16 protein-coding genes and 1 other annotated feature (1 of these 17 cut by a window edge) are annotated in these 21,425 nt (G+C 41.0%); of the genes, 1 reads left to right on the forward strand and 15 read right to left on the reverse strand.

The genetic code is table 11. The features are described from left to right. Positions 1 to 6: 6 nt before the first annotated feature. Positions 7 to 2,685: a calcium-translocating P-type ATPase, SERCA-type gene (locus BN1082_RS02120; protein ID WP_090630186.1), complete on the reverse strand. Its 2,679-nt coding sequence runs from the start codon at positions 2,683 to 2,685 to the stop codon at positions 7 to 9. A 158-nt stretch (positions 2,686 to 2,843) separates the two neighbouring features. Here BN1082_RS02120 and BN1082_RS02125 point away from each other — a divergent pair, with 158 nt between their 5' ends. Continuing rightward, positions 2,844 to 4,556 carry an Rqc2 family fibronectin-binding protein gene (locus BN1082_RS02125; RefSeq protein WP_090630188.1) on the forward strand — a complete coding sequence of 571 codons (1,713 nt, stop codon included), beginning with the start codon at positions 2,844 to 2,846 and terminating at the stop codon, positions 4,554 to 4,556. Between the two features lie 107 nt (positions 4,557 to 4,663). On the opposite strand, the gene pyrE is transcribed toward BN1082_RS02125, so the two are convergent. From pyrE to ileS, 14 genes are all read right to left on the reverse strand, one after another. Further along, positions 4,664 to 5,296, reverse strand: coding sequence for an orotate phosphoribosyltransferase (gene pyrE / locus BN1082_RS02130; RefSeq protein WP_090630191.1), 633 nt, complete (start codon positions 5,294 to 5,296; stop codon positions 4,664 to 4,666). Beyond that, positions 5,296 to 6,009, reverse strand: coding sequence for an orotidine-5'-phosphate decarboxylase (gene pyrF, locus BN1082_RS02135; protein WP_090630194.1), 714 nt, complete (start codon positions 6,007 to 6,009; stop codon positions 5,296 to 5,298). Before pyrF ends, pyrE begins: the two co-directional genes overlap by 1 nt. A 1-nt stretch (position 6,010) precedes the next feature. Next, positions 6,011 to 6,922: a dihydroorotate dehydrogenase gene (locus tag BN1082_RS02140; RefSeq protein ID WP_090630196.1), complete on the reverse strand. Its 912-nt coding sequence runs from the start codon at positions 6,920 to 6,922 to the stop codon at positions 6,011 to 6,013. Continuing rightward, on the reverse strand, positions 6,919 to 7,674 hold the full coding sequence (locus BN1082_RS02145) for a dihydroorotate dehydrogenase electron transfer subunit (protein WP_090630199.1): 756 nt from the start codon (positions 7,672 to 7,674) through the stop codon (positions 6,919 to 6,921). Before BN1082_RS02145 ends, BN1082_RS02140 begins: the two co-directional genes overlap by 4 nt. Further along, positions 7,671 to 10,877, reverse strand: a complete 3,207-nt coding sequence (gene carB, locus BN1082_RS02150; protein WP_090630202.1) for a carbamoyl-phosphate synthase large subunit — start codon at positions 10,875 to 10,877, stop codon at positions 7,671 to 7,673. The genes BN1082_RS02145 and carB overlap by 4 nt, the downstream gene beginning before the upstream one ends. Further along, positions 10,870 to 11,961 (reverse strand): carbamoyl phosphate synthase small subunit, encoded by a 1,092-nt coding sequence (locus BN1082_RS02155; RefSeq protein ID WP_090630204.1) that lies wholly within the window; start codon positions 11,959 to 11,961, stop codon positions 10,870 to 10,872. The genes carB and BN1082_RS02155 overlap by 8 nt, the downstream gene beginning before the upstream one ends. Next, a complete protein-coding gene (locus BN1082_RS02160; protein WP_090630207.1) occupies positions 11,958 to 13,244 on the reverse strand; it encodes a dihydroorotase in 1,287 nt (428 codons plus the stop codon). The genes BN1082_RS02155 and BN1082_RS02160 overlap by 4 nt, the downstream gene beginning before the upstream one ends. Then, positions 13,204 to 14,148 carry an aspartate carbamoyltransferase catalytic subunit gene (locus BN1082_RS02165; protein WP_090630209.1) on the reverse strand — a complete coding sequence of 315 codons (945 nt, stop codon included), beginning with the start codon at positions 14,146 to 14,148 and terminating at the stop codon, positions 13,204 to 13,206. The genes BN1082_RS02160 and BN1082_RS02165 overlap by 41 nt, the downstream gene beginning before the upstream one ends. A gap of 173 nt (positions 14,149 to 14,321) precedes the next feature. Continuing rightward, on the reverse strand, positions 14,322 to 15,632 hold the full coding sequence (locus BN1082_RS02170; RefSeq protein WP_090630212.1) for a solute carrier family 23 protein: 1,311 nt from the start codon (positions 15,630 to 15,632) through the stop codon (positions 14,322 to 14,324). A gap of 156 nt (positions 15,633 to 15,788) precedes the next feature. After that, positions 15,789 to 16,331 carry a bifunctional pyr operon transcriptional regulator/uracil phosphoribosyltransferase PyrR gene (gene pyrR, locus BN1082_RS02175; RefSeq protein ID WP_090630214.1) on the reverse strand — a complete coding sequence of 181 codons (543 nt, stop codon included), beginning with the start codon at positions 16,329 to 16,331 and terminating at the stop codon, positions 15,789 to 15,791. A gap of 179 nt (positions 16,332 to 16,510) precedes the next feature. After that, a complete protein-coding gene (locus BN1082_RS02180) occupies positions 16,511 to 17,422 on the reverse strand; it encodes an RluA family pseudouridine synthase (RefSeq protein WP_090630217.1) in 912 nt (303 codons plus the stop codon). Further along, positions 17,394 to 17,885, reverse strand: a complete 492-nt coding sequence (gene lspA, locus BN1082_RS02185) for a signal peptidase II (RefSeq protein WP_090630220.1) — start codon at positions 17,883 to 17,885, stop codon at positions 17,394 to 17,396. Before lspA ends, BN1082_RS02180 begins: the two co-directional genes overlap by 29 nt. A gap of 42 nt (positions 17,886 to 17,927) precedes the next feature. Beyond that, positions 17,928 to 18,257, reverse strand: coding sequence for a hypothetical protein (locus tag BN1082_RS02190; protein WP_090630222.1), 330 nt, complete (start codon positions 18,255 to 18,257; stop codon positions 17,928 to 17,930). A 236-nt stretch (positions 18,258 to 18,493) separates the two neighbouring features. Beyond that, positions 18,494 to 21,265 carry an isoleucine--tRNA ligase gene (gene ileS / locus BN1082_RS02195; protein ID WP_090630225.1) on the reverse strand — a complete coding sequence of 924 codons (2,772 nt, stop codon included), beginning with the start codon at positions 21,263 to 21,265 and terminating at the stop codon, positions 18,494 to 18,496. Positions 21,266 to 21,340: 75 nt separating this feature from the next. After that, positions 21,341 to 21,425, reverse strand: a binding site (T-box leader) (it continues 154 nt past the right edge of the window).

A 21,425-nucleotide genomic window follows, 5' to 3' on the forward strand; every position in this document is an offset into this window, starting at 1 on the left:
CATACTTTATTTTGTTTTTCTTAATAAAAATGAGCCTGCAAGTAAAAAAGTTGGTATCGATGCCATTCCTACAATTAACAGCCAGTCACGTGCTGAAATGGGCAGAGTGTGGAAGATTGGCCATAGTGGTGGATAGTAAATGGCTACAAGCATTAAAGCAATAGAAGAGATTACTGACCAGACAAGATATGAATTTCCAAATGGATTTCTAGATAATACTGATTTTTCACTACGGCAGTCAAAGACATGGATAAGCTGTGCCATCACAAGTGTTGCAAAGGCCACTGTTTGAGCATATTGCAGTTGTGTTTTATCATTATGATAAACAATAATAAATGCTAGTAATGTTACAAGTCCGATCAGAAATCCTCGGGATACAACCTTCCAACCTAATCCCCGGGAAAAAATGCCTTCATTTGGACTGCGAGGGGGACGTTTCATGACGTTCTCTTCAGGTCGGTCAAGTCCGAGGGCCATTGCTGGTAAACCGTCAGTTACTAAATTCACCCAAAGAATTTGGATAGGTATTAATGGTAAAGGCAGCCCTAAAATCATTGCAAACAGCATGACGAGAATTTCACCAACATTAGAAGCAAGCAGATAGCGGACGAATTTACGTATATTTTCATATATATTTCTTCCTTCTTTAATAGCTCCTTTAATCGTAGCAAAATTATCATCCAACAGGATTAGGGCGGATGCCTCTTTGGCCACATCTGTCCCGGTGATTCCCATCGCCACTCCAATATCTGCCGCTTTGATGGCAGGTGCATCGTTTACACCATCACCCGTCATGGCGACGACATGCCCATTATTTTGCAGTGCTTTTACTATTTTCAGCTTATGCTCTGGGGAAACTCTAGCAAAAACAGAAACATCTTCCACCACATCTTCTAATTCCTCAACAGACATTTTGGATAGGGTATTGCCATCTACTACTCTGCTCCTATTGGTTAAGATACCTAATTGTGCAGCAATCGCCTTGGCAGTAATCACATGATCCCCGGTAATCATGACGGTTTTAATACCCGCTTGCTTACACTCTTTTACCGCCTCTTTTACTTCAGGTCTTGGCGGGTCTATTATTCCCTGGATACCGATAAAAATTAAATTTTTTTCTGCCTCTTGCTCGCTTAAGATCACAGTGGTCCCCTTCACTGGTTTATAGGCAATTGCAATTGTTCTTAAGGCCTTTGCTGCCAGCATATTGATCTCATTCTGTACCTTACCCTGTATTTCATGACCTAAATGCAATATTTTCTCATCCCAAAGAATGGATTCACTTTTGCCAAGAATGACATCTGGTGCACCCTTTGTCACAATAAAATGTCTACCTTGCTTATCTTTTACATGCATACTCATCATTTTTCTCGTCGAATCAAACGGGAATTCCTTCATAATAGTGAACTCTTTCAACAGGTTTGAGCGCTTATAGCCCGCCTTCATGGCACTTACAAGAAGTGCGCCTTCTGTCGGATCCCCGTCTAATACGATTTCTTCCTTTTTCATGTGTAATTCAGAATGATTGCATAGCATCCCAAAAATAAGCATTTGCTGCATCGCTTTTTCATCTTTCGGTTGAACTAATTTGTTATCTTCATAAAACTTTCCATTTGGTTCATAGCCGACTCCGTCAACGATCCACGTATGACTACCGCTCCATAAATGGGTAACGGTCATTTTGTTTTGAGTCATTGTCCCGGTTTTATCGGAGCAAATAACGGACGCACAGCCAAGGGTTTCAACTGCAGGCAGCTTCCTGACAATCGCATTTTTCTTAATCATTTTCTGAACACCAAGTGATAAGGCAACCGTTACGATGGCCGGCAAGCCCTCAGGTATAGCTGCAACCGCGAGAGAAACCCCCGCTAAGAACATTTCATATATTTCATGTCCCTGGATAACTCCAACGACAACTACAAGTATTGTTAAAAAAAGCGCAACTGTAATTAAGATTTTTCCGAGCTGTTCTAAACGGCGCTGCAGCGGTGTATCTTGTACTTCAGCCTTTTGAAGTAAATCCGCGATTTGCCCCATTGCTGTTTTCATCCCAGTGGCAATAACGACACCCACACCGCTCCCCCTTGTGACCATCGTTCCCATAAAGGCGATATTTTCCATATCGCCAATCCCTGGATTCGGATGCTGTAAACATTCAGTATGTTTTGCAACGGGTACAGATTCTCCTGTTAGAGCTGACTCTTCAACTTCTAAGCTCCTTGAGTCGATCACCCTGACATCTGCACCAATTCGGTCGCCACTTGTAAACTTTAATACGTCACCGATGACAATTTCTCTCGAAGGTATTTTCATCCATTCTCCGTCTCTTACTATCATTACATGAGGGGCTGATAGTTCCTTTAAAGCTTGAAGTGATTTCTCTGCTCTTCGCTCTTGAAAAAATCCCAGGCATCCATTAATGAGGACGATTGCAATAATCGCTATTGCATCAATATATTCACCTAACAGCCCTGATATTAGGGTGGCTGCGAGGAGAACCAAGACCATGAAATCTTTAAATTGACTAAAAAATAAGAGTAAAGCGGACTGCTTTTCTCCTTCATCTAATTCATTAAGCCCATTCTTTGATATCCTAATTTTTACCTCTTCCGTGCTTAATCCAGAAGAAAAGTCGGTTTCTAGTGCCTTTTCTACTTGTTTGATCTCCATCTCATGGAATTTCATCCGACCATCTCACTTCCCCCTTTAATACTCACTCTCAAGAAAGCTTATTCAGACCTGTCCAAAAAAATGCTAGGTTTATTAGTACAGGATAAAATAAGACAGATGATAAATTGGTAGGATATAATGAATATAAAGCTTTTAGAAAAGGATGTTTTTTTATGTCGTTTGATGGTTTATTTACAAAAGCAATGACAGATGAGCTTTCCCGCTCACTAAAAGGCGGACGAATAAATAAAGTTCATCAGCCCTATAAAAATGAAGTGATTTTAACAATACGTGCTAACGGTGTGAATCATAAACTTTTATTATCAGCACATCCCAGTTATGCAAGGGTACAACTAACAAATGAGGCGTATGATAACCCAAGTGAACCGCCAATGTTTTGTATGCTGCTTCGGAAACATATTGAAGGCCATATTTTAGAGGATTTATACCAGGTTGAGACGGATCGGTTAATTATATTTGAAATAAAGGGACGAAATGAACTAGGTGATATTAGCTACAAACAGCTAATCGTTGAAATCATGGGAAGGCATAGCAATATCGTTTTAGTAGATAAAACGAGGAACATCATCCTCGACAGTATTAAGCATGTTTCTTTTGCTATTAACAGCCACAGAGCTATTTTACCAGGGCAGCCTTACGTATATCCGCCAGAGCAGCACAAGGTGAATCCATTTAAGGCCAGTGAAGAAGATATTCTAAGAAAAATAGATTTTAACAGCGGTAAACTTGACCGCCAGCTAGTCGACGAATTTGCAGGTATTTCCCCTCTTTTTGCAAAAGAAGTCATTTTTCAAAGTGGGATTGCTAATCGAACAACTCTACCAAATACATTTATTGGATTGGTAAATAAAATAGACGCTGTAGAGCTTGTTCCTTCCATTATGATAAATAACGGAAAAGAAAACTTTTATCTTTTTCCACTTGATCATTTAAAAGGTGAAGTCAAAAGCTTCTTCACACTTAGCGAAATGCTCGACCGTTTTTACTTTGGCAAAGCAGAGCGGGACCGAGTTAAACAACAGGGACACGATATTGAACGGTTGATTGTGAATGAGAAAGAAAAAAATGAAAAGAAAATTGAAAAATTGCAAACTACTTTAATTGATGCTGAAAAGGCAGAGCAGTTTCAGCGCTATGGCGAGTTGTTAACCGCCAATCTTTATGCAGCAAAAAAAGGGATGAAAGAAATAGAAGTGCTCGATTATTATGACGAGGAAGGCCGGACGGTAGTGATTGAACTAGACCCTCGAAAAACACCTTCGGAAAATGCTCAAAAGTATTTTTCAAGATACCAGAAAGCGAAAAATTCCATTTCTGTTGTAATCGAGCAAATTGAAAAAGCGCGAGAAGAGGCAGCATATTTTGATAACCTCTTGCAGCAGGTACAATCTGCAGCACCGAAGGATCTTCAAGAAATTCGCGAGGAATTAGTCGAAGGTGGTTATATTCGTGAACGTCAAAGAAGAAATGGGAAAAAACCGCAAAATGCAAAACCGGTTCTCGATCTTTTTCAATCGTCAGATGGTACCGATATTATTGTTGGAAAAAATAATAAACAAAATGATTATTTAACGAATAAACTGGCGGCAAGGGATGAAATCTGGCTACACACGAAGGACATTCCTGGTTCACATGTCGTGATTAGAAGTAAGGAACCATCGGATGAGACCATTCGCGAAGCTGCCGCTTTAGCGGCGTATTTCAGCAAAGCTAGAAATTCAAGCTCCGTTCCTGTTGATTTTACAAAGGTTCGTTTTGTTAAGAAACCAAGCGGTGCAAAACCGGGATATGTGATTTATGAAAACCAACAAACGGTTTATATCACACCGGATGAGGAGATCGTGTTAAAGTTAAAGAAAAATTAATCAAAAAAGAGCAATCTTGTGCACTATTTTGAAAATTAGTGACCAAAAATTGCAAATACGCATAAAAAAAGTGTCAGGCACCATTTTTGGTGCCTGACACCCTTTTTTTACTCGAACCGCTTACTCCATTCAAGTGGATTATTGCTCCAAGAGAGTAAACTTTCTTGGTCATTTTCATTGATATAACCTTTTTCTATGGCGACCTTTACTAAAGTCGGAAAATCAGTTAACGAATGACTCTTAATCTCTTCTTGTGCAAATGCTTCTTTACCTTTTTCAAGTCCATACGTAAAAATCGATACCACGCCAAGCACATCACATCCTGCTTCTCTTAGTGCTTGAACAGCGGTGATCACACTGCCTCCGGTCGAAATTAAATCCTCAACAACGACAACCTTTTGCCCGTTCTCCACTTTTCCCTCTATCTGATTTCCTTTCCCATGCCCCTTTGCTTTAGAGCGGACATAGCACATCGGTAAATCCATGAGTTCACTCACCCAAGCAGCATGTGGGATCCCGGCAGTTGCGGTTCCAGCAAGTACTTCTGCATTTGGAAAGTTTTCAACTATTAGCTTTTGCATGCCACGAGCAATTTCTTTTCTAACTGCAGGATAGGATAATGTAAGGCGATTATCGCAATAAATCGGGGAACGAAGTCCGGAAGTCCACGTAAATGGATCTTGTGGCTTTAACCCTACCGCTTTGATGTCTAATAATTTTTCTGCAATTAAATGTTTCATCATTCTACTCCCTTCCATACTTCCATCCATTTTTCATAGCTTTTAAGAGGGTCGGCAGATCTCGTAATGGAGCGCCCTACCACGATTGAGGTCACCCCTGCCTTTCTTGCAAATTCTGGAGTGGCCACTCTCTTTTGGTCTCCCACTTGGTCTGTCTCCATTCGAATTCCCGGAGTGATGGTGTAAAAGTCAGAACCTAGTTTTTCCCGGATCGAGACTGCTTCCCATGCCGAGCAAACGACACCGTCCAATCCCGCCTCTTTTGTAAGTGCGGCATAATGTAGAACGGATTCTTGCAATGAAACCGGGATGAGCTGTTCTTTTTGCATTGATTTTTCCGAAGTGCTGGTAAGCTGGGTAACGGCGATGCATGCAGGGCGTTTCCTTCCAGCTCCTGTGCCGGCCTCAAGTCCCTCTATAGCAGCCTGCATCATTTCTTTCCCGCCTGCAGCATGCACATTAACTAGGTCACATTCGAGCGAGGCAAGACCTTTCATGGCACTTTTAACAGTATTTGGGATATCGTGTAGCTTTAAATCTAAAAATATTCGATGTCCCGATTCTTTTAACATTTGAATGATCGAAGGGCCTTCCTGGTAAAATAGCTCCATACCGACTTTTACAAACAGCTGTTTTCCCGTAAATGGCTTTAAAAAATGCTTCACTTCATTTCCGCTTGCAAAATCTAGCGCGATGATGAGCGAATTCTCCATGCTACTTCCAGCTCCTTCCTATGCATTCACTGATATGCTCATAACCTAATTTATCCAACAAAATCGGTAATTCTTCAATAATAGTAGGGCAAACAAACGGATCTACAAAATTCGCTGTTCCCACGGCAACTGCACTGGCACCGGCATAAAAGAATTCAATCACATCTTCTGCAGACTGAATGCCGCCCATCCCGATAATAGGAATCGAAACTGCTTGACTGACATCATAAATCATTCTGATTGCAACTGGTTTAATGGCAGGACCCGAAAGTCCCCCTGTACGGTTTGCTAAGATCGGTTTACCAGTCTTTATATCAAGCCTCATACCAACAAGTGTGTTGATCATTGTTAAACCATCTGCTCCTCCATCTTCAACAGCCTTGGCCATTTCGACGATATTGGTGACATTTGGTGAAAGCTTCACATAAACAGGAACCTCTGATACTTCCTTCACCTTTCGAGTCAAAGCTCGAGCAATCTCAGGAATAGTACCAAATGCAATACCGCCTGTTTTTACATTTGGACAGGAGATATTTAATTCAAGCGCATGGACGTTTGGCGCTGTAGAGATTTGTTTAGCAACGGCGACATAATCCTCTTCTAAAGAACCGGCCACATTCGCGATAATCGGAACATCGTATTGGGCGAGCCATGGTAGCTCTTCTCCAAGAACTTTTTTAAGACCTGGGTTTTGCAGACCAATCGCATTCAGCATCCCGGCAGATGTTTCCGCCACACGTGGTGTTGGGTTTCCAAACCTCGGCTCTACTGTCGTTGCCTTAATCATGATCGCACCAAGAGTGCTTAAATTATAAAACTGGCTGTATTCCCTGCCAAACCCGAAGCATCCGGAGGCTGGCATGATTGGATTTTTCAATGATAAGCCTGGCAGCTCTATGTTCAAACGGCTCATATCAACACCTCCCCGGCACGAAAAACTGGTCCATCACTACAAACTTTTTTATACGAATCACCGCTTTTGCATACACATGCAAAGCAGGCTCCAACACCACAGCCCATGCGCTCCTCTAATGACAGAAACACTTTCTTATCAGCAAACATTCCTTCAATCGCCCGAAGCATTGGTGTTGGCCCACAAGTGTAAATACAATCAAACGCTAAATCTTTCATCACATCTGTGACAAAGCCCTTTGAGCCATATGAACCATCCACAGTTGTTATATATGTTTCGCCATTCTTCAAAAATTCCTGTTCGTAAAATACGGCTGATTTCGTTTGGAAACCGAGGATGTGAATGACCTTTACCCCTTTTGTTGTCAATTGATCAGAAAGTTCATAGAGTGGTGGTACACCAATTCCGCCGCCTACAAGCAAAGCGGTCTCCCCTGCCTTTACCTCATTCACAGGAAAGCCGTTTCCTAATGGTCCGAGAATATCAAGCTCCATACCATCTTCTAATTGTGCAAGTTGTGAAGTCCCTATTCCTTCCGCGCGATAAATCATGGTAAATTGCCCTAACTCTTTATCATACGAGGAAATGCTAATCGGTCTTCGCAAAAGCGGGTCTCTATTTGAGACCCGAATATGCACGAATTGACCCGGTTCGCTTATTTCGTTTACTAACTTTGCTTCCACTGTAAGTTCGTAAATATCCTCTGCTATTTCATTTTGGCTGATGATTTTGCATAACTCTTTTCTGATCATGCAAAGACAACCTCCTTTTCCTGTCCAGCCATTGCTTCTGCAGAGAAATTCATTGACTCAATCACTTTCAAAATGGCATCTGCTGTATCTAGTGAAGTTAAACAAGGAATACCATTTTCAACAGCCTCGCGACGGATTCTAAAACCATCCCGCTCTGGTTGCTTTCCTTTTGTTAATGTATTGATAATAAATTGAGTTTCACCACGATGAATAACCTCTAACAAGTTCTTACCTTCCGACCCGATTTTTTCAACCACCTTAACTGGAAGTCCTGCTGACTCCATGATAGCTGCTGTTCCGCTCGTAGCCATAAGCTGGTAGCCAATATTCGCAAATCTTTTTGCAAGCTTTAGTGCTTCTTGTTTATCTTTATCGGATACAGTAAACAAGACAGTACCAAACTTTTGAATATTCATCCCGGAAGCTACTAATCCTTTATAGAGAGCTTTTTCAAGGGTCGCATCCTTACCCATTACCTCACCTGTTGATTTCATTTCTGGTCCTAATGTAATATCAACATCTTTCAGCTTAGCAAAAGAGAATACTGGAACCTTCACATACACGCCTTCTTTTTCTGGAACAAGCCCCGGAGTGTATCCTTGCTCGATAATGGAAACACCTAAAATTGCTTTTGTCGCAATTTTTGCCATCGGTACGTTTGTAATTTTACTTAAGAATGGTACAGTGCGGCTTGAGCGCGGGTTCACTTCTAGAACAAATACTTGTCCACCGGATAATACATATTGAATATTCAACAAACCAATAATATTTAGGCCTTTTGCCAGTTTTTCAGTATAATCAACGAGCGTGTTGATCACATCTTTTGACAGAGTTTGCGCAGGATATACAGCAATGGAATCGCCTGAATGGACACCTGCACGCTCAATATGCTCCATAATTCCTGGAATCAAAACGTTTTCTCCATCACAAATGGCATCTACTTCAATCTCTTTTCCTGTTAGATAACGGTCAATCAAGACTGGATGATCAGGATTGATTTTCACCGCATTTTTCATGTAATGAAGCAATTCTTCTTTGCGGTAAACAATTTCCATTGCCCGGCCGCCTAGGACATAGGAAGGGCGAACCAATACCGGGTAGCCAATTTCATTAGCTATTCCTATTGCTTCCTCTACCGATAATGCCGTTTTGCCAAGTGGCTGTGGAATATCAAGCTGTTTCAATGCATGTTCAAATTTATCCCTATTTTCTGCTCTGTCTAAATCCTCTAGACTTGTTCCTAGGATTTTAACACCATTTTTCTCTAACTTGGCAGCTAGGTTGATCGCTGTTTGTCCCCCAAACTGGACGACTACTCCGATTGGATGTTCCAAGTCGATGATGCTCATCACATCCTCCACCGTCAACGGTTCGAAGTAGAGCTTGTCGGATATACTGAAATCGGTAGATACAGTTTCCGGATTGTTATTGACTACGATGGCTTCATAACCTGCTTCTTTGATCGCTTTAACAGAATGGACAGTTGCATAATCAAACTCAATTCCTTGACCAATTCGGATCGGGCCAGATCCGAGAACAATCACACTTTTTCTTCCTGTCACTACGGATTCATTTTCCTCTTCATATGTTCCGTAATAATAAGGTGTTTCTGATTCAAATTCTGACGCACATGTATCAACCATTTTATATACTGGAACAATACCTGCATCCTTACGCAGATGATAGATTTCTGCTTCTGTGCGATTCCATAGCTCCGCAATCTTCTCATCTATAAATCCCTTTTGTTTTGCTTCCTTTAGGATTTCTTTATCGTATGGATTGGCACTAAGCTTTGCTTCAAGCGCAATAATCCCTTCCATTTTCTTTAAGAAAAACAGATCAATTTTACTCCATTGATGAATGGTATCAATGGTGATTCCACGCTTCAATCCTTCAGAGATGTAGAACAGCCTTTCATCTCCCGCTTTACGAATCCGTTTCTCAAGTAATTCGTCAGTGATGTCCTCTGCACCATTCAATTCAAAATGGTAGACCCCCGCCTCAAGCGAGCGGATCGCTTTTAACAACGATTCTTCAAACGAGCGGCCGATTGCCATTACTTCGCCTGTCGCTTTCATTTGGGTACCAAGTGAACGGTTCCCTGATTCAAACTTATCAAACGGCCATCTTGGAATTTTTGTTACAACATAATCAAGTGCCGGCTCAAAGCTAGCATACGTTTTGCCCGTTACTGGATTCAGCATTTCATCGAGCGTTAGCCCAACCGCAATTTTCGCTGCAAGCTTAGCAATCGGATAGCCAGTTGCTTTTGATGCTAATGCTGAGGAGCGACTAACCCTCGGATTCACTTCGATAATATAGTAGTTAAAGCTATAAGGATCTAGAGCAAGCTGAACGTTACAGCCTCCTTCAATCTTAAGAGCACGGATTATTTTTAAAGATACATTCCTAAGAAGCTGATATTCTCGATCACTTAAGGTCTGACTTGGAGCCACAACAATTGAATCTCCGGTATGTACGCCAACCGGATCAATGTTTTCCATATTACATACTACGATTGCATTATCATTCGCATCCCGCATGACTTCGTATTCAATTTCTTTGTAGCCAGCGATACTTTTTTCCAGCAAACATTGATGTACCGGACTGTTTTTTAAACCACTAGTTACGATTTCCTCAAGTTCTTTGGGATTATGACAAATCCCTCCACCTGTTCCGCCAAGGGTAAAGGCTGGGCGGACAATAACCGGAAAACCGATTTTTTCAACAAAAGCTTTTGCTTCATCTAATTCATGGATAATTTCGCTATCTGGAACGGGTTCGTTTAAATCGTTCATTAAACTGCGGAATAATTCGCGGTCTTCCGCCTGCTGAATAGCTGTGAGCTTGGTGCCAAGGATTTCAACACCGCACTCTTCCAAAACGCCTGATTCTGATAACTCAACAGCTAAATTAAGACCCGTTTGACCGCCTAGTGTTGCCAGAAGCGCATCCGGACGTTCCTTACGTATAATCCGGCTGACGAACTCAACGGTTAATGGTTCGATATAAACAGCATCGGCCATTTCTGTATCGGTCATAATCGTTGCCGGGTTGGAATTTACAAGGATGACACGATAACCTTCTTCTCTAAGGGCTATACAAGCTTGAGCTCCTGCATAGTCAAATTCTGCTGCTTGCCCGATGACAATCGGTCCTGAACCAATCACTAAAATGGATTTGATATCTTTACGTTTAGGCATGTGCTGTAACCTCCTGTTTGTTTGCTTCCATCAGCGCAAGAAACTGCTCAAATAATCCATTTGCATCTTCCGGTCCAGGCGATGCCTCCGGATGATATTGAACGGTAAAAGCAGGATAATCTAAATGTTTCAAACCTTCTACTGTTCCATCATTTAAAGCGATATGGGTTACTTCTAGTCGTGTATTTTTAATGGATGCTTCCTCAACTGTATATCCATGGTTTTGAGAAGTAATAGCAATTTTGCCTGTTGCCAAATCCTTCACCGGATGATTCGATCCGCGGTGACCAAATTTCATTTTCGCCGTGTCTGCTCCGCAGGCAAGAGCAAACAACTGATGTCCTAGACAAATACCAAACAGTGGAACTTGACCTAAAACTCCTTTAATCATTTCTATTGCCTCTGGAACATCTTTTGGATCTCCAGGTCCATTCGATAGCATGATCCCATCAGGTCGTAATTGAAGAATTTCTTCCGAAGTAGTGTGGTAAGGAACCACAATTACATCACAATCGCGTTGGTTTAATTCCCGTAAAATCCCATGTTTCATTCCAAAATCCACGAGGACTACTCTTTTTCCTCGACCTGGGCTCGGATAAGGATTTTTCGTAGATACTTGCTTTACTTGATCCGTTGGGAGAGAGTTTGTACGTAATTTGTTTATTACCTCATCCGCATTTTCTTCAATACTGCAGATCGCTCCCTTTAATGTCCCATACTGGCGAATCATTCTTGTTAACTTACGTGTATCAATCCCAGCAATCCCAGGAATATTCTTCATTTGAAAGTATTCATTCATGGAAAATTCGCTTCTCCAGTTCGAAGGAAAATCACAAACCTCTTTCACAATGAACCCTTTTACAGCCGGATAAATCGATTCAAAATCATCACGGTTAATCCCGTAGTTACCGATTAATGGGTAAGTTAGCGTAACGATTTGCCCACAATAGGATGGATCGGAAAGGATTTCCTGATAACCGGTCATACCAGTATTAAACACAATTTCACCAATCGTATCTGAGTTACTGCCGAACCCTTCCCCGATAAAAATGGTTCCGTCCTCTAAAATAAGCTGTTTTTTCATGCTGTTACACATCCTTTTTCCCAAACTATTTTTCCTTCAGCTATTGTAAGCACTGGCCAGCCTTTGCACGCCCAGCCTGCAAACGGGGTGTTTTTCCCTTTTGACGCAAACTCATCCGGATTGATTACATGTTCTTCCTCTAAATTCAACAGGACTATGTCTGCAGGTGCCCCCACTTCGATTTTTCCAAATGGAAGTCCAAACGCTTCAGCCGGCTTCGTCGTTAAATAGGCAATTAATTCTTCAAGTGTAATGATGTTTTTCAAAACAAAATGTGTATAAAGTAGTGAGAAGGCTGTCTCTAAACCAACAATTCCGAAAGGCGCGAGTACCATTCCCTCTGCTTTTTCTTCAGCTGTATGCGGTGCGTGATCAGTTGCGATAAAATCAATCGTTCCATCGAGAAGTCCTTCTATCAACGCAGTCCTGTCAGCAGCATCTCTAAGTGGCGGGTTCATCTTATAATTGGTGTCAAGTCCTTTAATATCATCTTGAGATAATAATAAATGATGTGGTGTTACTTCGGCAGTGACATTAATTCCCGCCCGTTTTGCATCCCGAACAACGCGAACGGATTCCTTAGTGCTGATATGACAGACATGATAGTGACAGCCTGCAGCTTCAGCGAGCAGGACATCTCTGGCAATTTGCACCGATTCACAAACCGATGGAATTCCATTCAGTTCATTGTTTTTGGAAAATGACCCTTCGTGGACACAACCTTTATTAATTAAGGTGTTTTCTTCACAGTGGGCAACAATCGCCATATTGGCCTCTGCTGCTTTTCGCATCGCAGAAAGCATCATCGCAGCGGACTGGACGCCAACACCGTCATCCGTAAATGCGAAGGCACCAGCATTTTTTAGTCCTACGAAATCGGTCAATTCTTGCCCCAGCTCTCTAACAGTAATCGATGCATATGGCAAAACACGAACACTTGCCGTTTGCTGGATTCTATTTTGCAGCCATCTCATTTGCTCTGTGGTGTCAGGCACCGGTCTCGTGTTTGGCATAGCAGCAACCGTTGTAAAACCTCCTCTTGCAGCAGCCATTGTACCTGTGGCAATTGTTTCCTTCCTTTCACCGCCAGGCTCGCGAAGATGGACATGTAGGTCAATAAATCCTGGAGAAACGAAGTAATTGGCTGCATCAATGATTCGATCAACATTTGTGTCCATTCCTGCTTCGATTTTTGCGATAAATCCATTTTCAAGTAATATATCAGACTTTTTTATTTCACCATTAGACGTTAAGTAATTTGCGTTCTGTATAAGTATTTTCATTTCTATTTCCTCCTTGAAGAATTTCAATCGACCTCTTTAGTACAGCCATACGGACAAATACTCCATTTTCCATTTGTTTGAAAATCCTTGATCTATTGCATTCCACAAGGCTATCGGCAATCTCAACATCCCGGTTAACCGGGGCTGGGTGCATGATAATACTTCCAGCCTTCATCATTTTTTCTCTTTCTACTGTTAGACCAAATTGTGAATGATACTCATTTGCCGTAAAGCTTCCTTTTTGTTCATGACGTTCATGTTGAACACGGAGGAGCATCACAACATCAGCTTGTTGGATCGCGTAATCAACAGGCATGAATTTCGAAGCATCCAAGCTATTACTTTCAAACCATTCTTCAGGTCCAGAAAAAATTACTTCTGCCCCGAGCCTTGTTAGGGCATCTGCATTTGAACGTGCTACTCTGCTATGGCAGATGTCTCCAATAATGGCAATCTTTAAGCCTTGGAATCTTCCAAACTCTTGATAGATGGTCATCAGGTCTAGAAGAGACTGGGTTGGATGATGCCCACAGCCATCTCCCCCATTGATGATTGGTGTATTAACACTTCCAATTAACTCATCAAAATAACGATCCTGCTGATGACGAATCACTATTAGATTTACACCGATTGACTCTAAAGTTCTTACAGTATCGTATAGAGTCTCGCCTTTTTGGACACTTGATGTTGATACTTCAAACGGGATCACCTCTAACCCTAATCTTCTTTCTGCCACTTCAAAGCTGCTCTTAGTTCTTGTGCTCGCCTCGAAAAATAGGTTGGCAGCAAACATTTGTCTTTCAGGCTTCCAAACCATTCCATCAGCAAATTTTTGTGCATCCGATAATATTTGATGAATGTCTTCCACCTTTAATTCGTTTGTGGTTAGTAAGTGTTTTTCCATCTTTTCATCCCGTCCTTTCGTCTTTTGGCTAAAAAAATACCCTGACCAAATGATCAGGGTGCAAAAAATTTGTACTTTCGAAATCAGGTATGGACTTACCTTACTCCATTCCTGTTTTCATGTACTACACCCTTCTAAGCCTCTCTGGACTTTATTTAAAAGGTTCATATTGACTATGCAGTTTTGTGATTTTCGGCAGATTCTTCTATATTAAACATATTTTCATCCACCTGCGGTTTTCCGGGAAGAATAAGGTTTAGCAATACACCGAAAATGGCTGCCAAGGCCATGCCTTGAATTTGAAATTTATCAGATACTTTAATAAATGCCCCGCCAATCCCGATGACGAGGATGACTGATGAGATCACTAGATTTCGTTTGTCTCCAAAATCAATTTTACTATCGACCAGCATCCTTAATCCTGATGATGCAATAATTCCGAAGAGTAGAATCGAGACACCACCCATAACAGGAGTTGGGATGGAATGAATCAGCGCAGTTATTTTGCCAATAAATCCAAAGACGATCGCGAAAATGGCTGCTCCTGCAATAACATAAACACTATAAACTCTGGTAATGGCCAAAACTCCGATATTTTCACCATAGGTTGTTTTAGGAGGTCCGCCGATCAACGACGAAATTAGTGTCGCTGTTCCATCGCCCAGGATAGAACGGTGAAGACCCGGATCTTTAATATAATCACGTCCTACAACCTTACTGAGAACCATTTGGTGTCCGATATGTTCTGAAATCGTTACAACCGCAACCGGTGCCATTAGGAGAACTATATCCCAGGAAAATTTCACTTTATAGCTAACAAATGGAATAATAAATTGCGGCATTTCGAACCAGTGTGCTTTTAAAACTGGCTGGAAATCGACGATTCCCACGATTAATGCATAGATATAACCAATCACTATCCCTGCTAATATCGGGATGATACTTAACATTCCTCTTAGATAGATAGAGAAAATAATGGTTGCTGCGAGCGTTACTAATGCTACTGAGAAATGAAGCAAGCTATATTTTCCAGCAGCGTTATTCATGGCCATCCCAACTGCCGTTCCTGAAAGGGCTAAACCGATGACAATGATAACCGGTCCTACAACAACAGGGGGAAGCAATTTCATTATCCAACGGTATCCTGCCATTTTTATTACAAGGGCAACTATCACATAAACCAATCCTGCAATGAAGGTTCCTAACATCGCCGCACCCGGACCTCCAGCTGACTTGGCCGCAATGATCGGGGCAATGTAAGCAAATGACGACCCTAGATAGGCTGGAACTTTCATTTTGGTAAGGAACAAAAATGCCAAGGTTCCAAGTCCACTGGAAATCAACGCAAGTGCAGGGCTTAATCCAACAAGATATGGAACAAGGATTGTAGCACCAAACATGGCAAATAGATGCTGCAGGCTAAGTGTCAGCCATTGGCCAGGTTTTGGAATGTCATTTACGTCTAAGATTGGTTTACTGCTCATTCTTTTCTCCTCCGCATTGAATATATTATTATTTCTCTATAAAAAAACCACTTTGTTCGTGACGGTACAAAGTGGAAATGAAGACGCCGTAAAAGTATACTTTCGGCTTTTTCCCCTTTGTCAGCCTCACAGGACCGCATTTAAAAGGGTTGCTATTTACTTGTCATAAATACTTACTCGATCAACTTGATCTACTTCTGCTAATTCAACGACAATTTTTTCTAAGTTTGAGGTTGGAATATTTTTACCTACATAATCTGCTCGGATCGGCAATTCACGATGACCTCGGTCCACCAACACAGCAAGCTGTATTGCTGAAGGGCGCCCTAGATCCATAAGTGCATCCAAGCCTGCCCTTACAGTTCTTCCAGTATATAAAACATCATCCACCAAAATTACCTTTTTATCGTTACTGTCCACTGGAATATCTGATCCTTTAACAAGCGGTTCTTGATTTTCCGTTTTCTTCGTTAAATCGTCTCGATACAAGGTAATATCCAATTCACCAACCGGGATGGGACTCCCTTCAATCTCTTCGATTTTTGCCGCAAGACGCTTTGCCAGGTAAATACCCCTTGTGCGAATGCCAACTAGTAGGCAATCCTCTATTCCTTTATTCTTTTCAATGATTTGATGAGCAATCCTTGTTAAGGCACGGCTGATCGCTTGTTCATCCAAAACAAGTGCCTTTTGCGTCATACTACCACCTCTTTTTGAAAAATAAAAACCTCTCACCGTAGCGAGAGGCAGAAAAGGAATATTCATAAACGAATGGCTATTTAATCACCATTGTTTTTATCCGTTTCCTTCTCAGCCTCACGGGACTGATTTAAAGGCTCATTAAACTATAGACATCTTACATTACTTTAAAGGTCATGTCAACGATTATTTCGAAGTTGATCGAGCAAACTTTCAAATTCTGCAGGGAGCGGGGCCTCGAATTGTAAATATTCCTTTGTTCTTGGGTGATCAAATCCAAGGATTCCTGCATGAAGTGCCTGTCCGCCAATATCAAACGTTTTTTTCGGTCCATATTTCGGATCACCTGCAAGCGGGTAGCCTATATATTTCATATGCACACGAATTTGGTGGGTCCTGCCTGTTTCTAATTGACACTCAATAAACGTAAAATCTTTAAATCGCTCTATCACATTAAAATGGGTGACCGCATGCTTTCCATTATCCACAACAGTCATACTTTGTCGATCTTTAGGGTCTCTGCCAAGTGGTGCATCAATCGTGCCAAATTCATGGGGTATAACGCCATGGACAATCGCTTTATATTTTCTTGTTACTGTTTTTTCAACTAGCTGATTGACAAGACTTTCATGGGCCATATCATTTTTAGCCACCATTAAAAGACCTGAGGTATCCTTATCAATCCGATGAACAATACCTGGTCTTAAAACCCCATTTATCCCCGATAAATCTTTGCAATGTGCCATTAATCCATTGACAAGGGTCCCTGTAATATGTCCAGGTGCAGGGTGTACAACCATGCCTTTTGGTTTATTGACGACCAATACATCTGAATCTTCAAAATATATGTCTAGGTTAAGGTCTTCTGGGACCACGTCCAGCTCCTCTGGTTCAGGTATAATGATCTCGATTTGATCATTCAAGCTGCACTTATAATTGGTTTTGATTTTTTGACCATTAACAAGTACATGACCATCTTTAATCCATTGCTGTACTTGTGTTCTTGACCATTCTTCATCTAAAGTTGAAATGACTTTATCGATTCGATCGCCATTTTGATCCTCAAGAATGGTGTGTTCCATTTTCTCCATATGATTTCTCCTTCATTTTCCTCTCATCACGAATCATTAGGATCATTAATAAAATGACACCAATGCATAATGCCGAATCGGCAATATTAAATACAGGAAAGTTATAGCCAAAAATAAAAGTATGAATAAAATCCACAACCTGCTTACGGATGACACGGTCGATAAAGTTACCAATGGCTCCTCCAAGCATCAATGCCAAAGAAACCCCTAACAACCAATTACCCTTTGCAGATTTTTGAATGTAATAAATAATTGCTACAATGACAACTATTGTAATAATATAAAAAAGCCACATTCGTCCCTGTAATATTCCCCAGGCAGCCCCACTATTACGATGGGAGGTAATATATAACACATTATCAATAATGGGAATACTGTCACCGAAATTCATTCTGCTCACAATTAGCCATTTTGTAAATTGATCCAATAAAACAACAAATAAAGCAATTAAATAATAAAACACTAACATACCCCCATATCTGCCAATACTTACTTCCTTAGCATTTTAGCATATTATACTAAGAAAGGACAATGTAAGGTGAACGATAAAAGGATTAATTGCCTTACGATAGAAGCTATTTAATTTTTTTGAATCGTTTATAGACTTAAGAGTCGGAATGTTTTTTATTAAATCAATTGGCATGATTTCCCCAGAAATTTCACATTTACCAAAGCTTCCATCACTCATTTTTTTGATAGCGATTTTAATGTCTGTAAGTTCGTCTTCTAAAATACGGATGAACCAATCTGGATTTTGTTCCTTTTTTAATGAGTTTTCAATTTCAGCTTGTGTATGACGGAGTTCCAAAAACAGCTTTTCCTGCATGGCATTCATAAGTTGTTACCTCCGTAATGATTTTGTCTTATTATTTCCGCAGTCCTTTATCTGACTCGAAAAAACATTTGACAACATCAACAACAATTAACGGAGGTGGAAATAAATAAGAGGATGTCCTAAAACAAAGTGTCAGACCCATCAACCTTCAATTTATAGCTACTTTTAAAAAAAGCGGCTATATATTGAGTGTTAATCGAGAGGTCGGACCCTTTAGGGACATCCTCTTTTCAGTATTAGGCTAAATCAGGATAGTGTTCTTTTATAACTTCCGCACAACGATGGCAGAGAGTATTATGGTCAGGGTCTTGACCCACTTCAGGAGTGACAATCCAGCATCTTTCGCATGTTTCTCCTTCTGCTTTTGTAATAACAATGGCGGCAGTATCTAGTTTCAAGGCATTTTCCGGTGCTTCCTCATAAGAACCGACTACTTCAAAACCTGAAACAATAAAGAGCTGCTTTACATTCTCATGAATGGAATCTAATAATTCTTTTGTTTTTTCATTAACATATAAAGTAACTTTTGCAGTTAAAGATTTACCAATTACCTTTTGATTTCGTGCTTCTTCGAGTGCTTTTAGAACATCATCGCGAAGTTCGAGAAAAGCATTCCACTTTTCTTCCAATCCCATAGCATTTGCCAGCACTTGATATTCCGGCATGTCAGTAAGCTGTACGCTTTCTTCTTCAACCGAAGGTATAAATTTCCAAACTTCATCTGCAGTGTGTGAAAGGATTGGCGATACCAGCTTCGTTAAAGCAAGCAAACAATCATACATAACTGTTTGAATAGCTCGACGATCAGGGTGATCACTTGCCTCAATATATAGGATATCTTTAGCGAAATCAAGATAAAAAGAGCTTAAATCTAGTGTACAGAAATTGTTAACAGCATGATAAATAGAAGCAAACTCATAGTTTTCATACGCATTTCGTACATGCTTAATCAGCTTATTCAATTTCAAGAGCATGAATTGATCGACTTCCCGCAAGCTTTCATACGGAACCCTATTTTCCTTCGGATTAAAATCTGCCAAGTTCCCTAATAAGAAACGGAAGGTGTTGCGAATCTTACGATACACTTCAGCAACCTGTTTCAGGATGGCATCGGAAACGCGCACATCAGCCTGATAGTCAACAGATGCTACCCAAAGGCGTAAAATATCTGCACCAAGTTGATTCATAACCTTCGCAGGAACGACAACATTACCTAACGATTTACTCATTTTTCTTCCATCACCGTCAAGGGCAAAGCCATGACTTAATACTCCTTTATACGGTGCTTTTCCAGTAACCGCAACGGCTGTCGATAAGGAAGAGTTAAACCAACCACGGTATTGGTCAGAGCCTTCAAGATAAAGATCCGCAGGTCGGACTAATTCATCCCTTTCAAGGAGTACTGCTTGATGAGAAGAACCGGAGTCAAACCAAACGTCCATGATGTCAGTTTCTTTTGTAAAGGTCCCATTTGGACTTCCTGGATGGGTGAACCCTTCAGGTAATAAATCCTTTACGTCACGTTCAAACCAAATATTTGAACCAAATTCACGGAATAAGGCTGAAACATGTTCAATGGTTTCATCCGTAATAATTTCTTCACCATTTTCAGCATAAAAGACCGGAATTGGTACACCCCAAACTCGTTGCCTTGAAATACACCAGTCTCCACGGTCACGAACCATATTAAACAAACGAGTTTCTCCCCATGCTGGTACCCATTTTGTTCCCTTTACCGCTTCGAGCAAATCATTTCGAAAATCTTTAATGGAAGCAAACCATTGAGCAGTCGCACGATAGATGACTGGTTTTTTCGTTCTCCAATCATGCGGATAAGAGTGAGTAATGAACGACAGCTTTAATAGTGCTCCTGCTTCTTCTAAACTCCCGACAATCGGTTTGTTTGCATTATCGTAAAATAATCCTTCGAAGCCTGGCGCTTCGCTTGTCATAACGCCTTTGTCATCAACAGGGCAAAGGACATCTAAACCATATTTTTGCCCAACATAAAAGTCATCTTCACCGTGTCCTGGTGCTGTGTGAACACAACCTGTTCCCGCATCAGTTGTTACGTGCTCACCGAGCATCACTAGCGAATCACGACCATATATCGGGTGGGACGCAACGACGTATTCCAATTCAGTTCCTTTTACTTTTTGGACTACAGAAGGGTCTTGCCAACCAATTTCTTTAGCAGCTGTTTCTAAAAGGGCTTCAGCAACTAAATACTTTTTCCCCTCTACGGATACGACAACATACGTTAAGTCAGGATGGACAGAAATACCAAGGTTTGCAGGAATAGTCCAAGGGGTTGTTGTCCAAATGATAATGTGCGTGTCGGAATCAAGCACATCTTTTCCATCTTTAACCTTAAAGGCTACATAAATTGACGCTGACCGCTTATCTTGATACTCAATCTCTGCTTCAGCAAGCGCAGATTCACTTGATGGAGACCAATAAACAGGCTTAAGACCTTTATAAATATAGCCTTTTTTAGCCATTTCACCAAAAACCTTAATTTGTTGGGCTTCATATTCAGGCTTAAGGGTAATGTATGGATTTTCCCAGTCTGCCCGAACTCCGAGACGTTTAAATTGCGAACGCTGGTTATCAACTTGTTCAAGCGCATATTTAGTACATAGCTCACGGAATTCTGCAACTGACATTTCTTTGCGTTTTACACCCTTATTGGTTAATGCCTGTTCAATCGGCAGTCCGTGAGTGTCCCATCCTGGTACATACGGTGCATGGAAGCCGCTCATTGATTTATAGCGGACAATCATATCCTTGAGGATTTTATTTAACGCATGGCCCATATGAATATCCCCGTTTGCGTATGGAGGTCCATCATGAAGGACAAAGATTGGTCTACCCTTCGTCCTTTCTTGTACCCTTTGATAAATATTCATTTTTTCCCACTTTGCCTGAATATCTGGTTCTTTTTGTGGGAGATTGCCACGCATCGGAAATTCCGTTTTTGGCATTAATAATGTATCTTTAAATTCCATCTTTTCTTCCTCCATTATTTCTAATAGTACAAATCAGATTAGACATTTTTCCATAAAAAAACCTTCTCGTCCCAAAATAGGGACGAGAAGGTTTATTCCCGCGGTACCACCCTAATAGAAAAGTACGAAGCTTCGTACCATCCTCTTAGCATTCGTAACG

This window comes from Neobacillus massiliamazoniensis (genome assembly GCF_001048695.1).
Taxonomy (GTDB): Bacteria; Bacillota; Bacilli; order Bacillales; family Cytobacillaceae; genus Neobacillus; species Neobacillus massiliamazoniensis.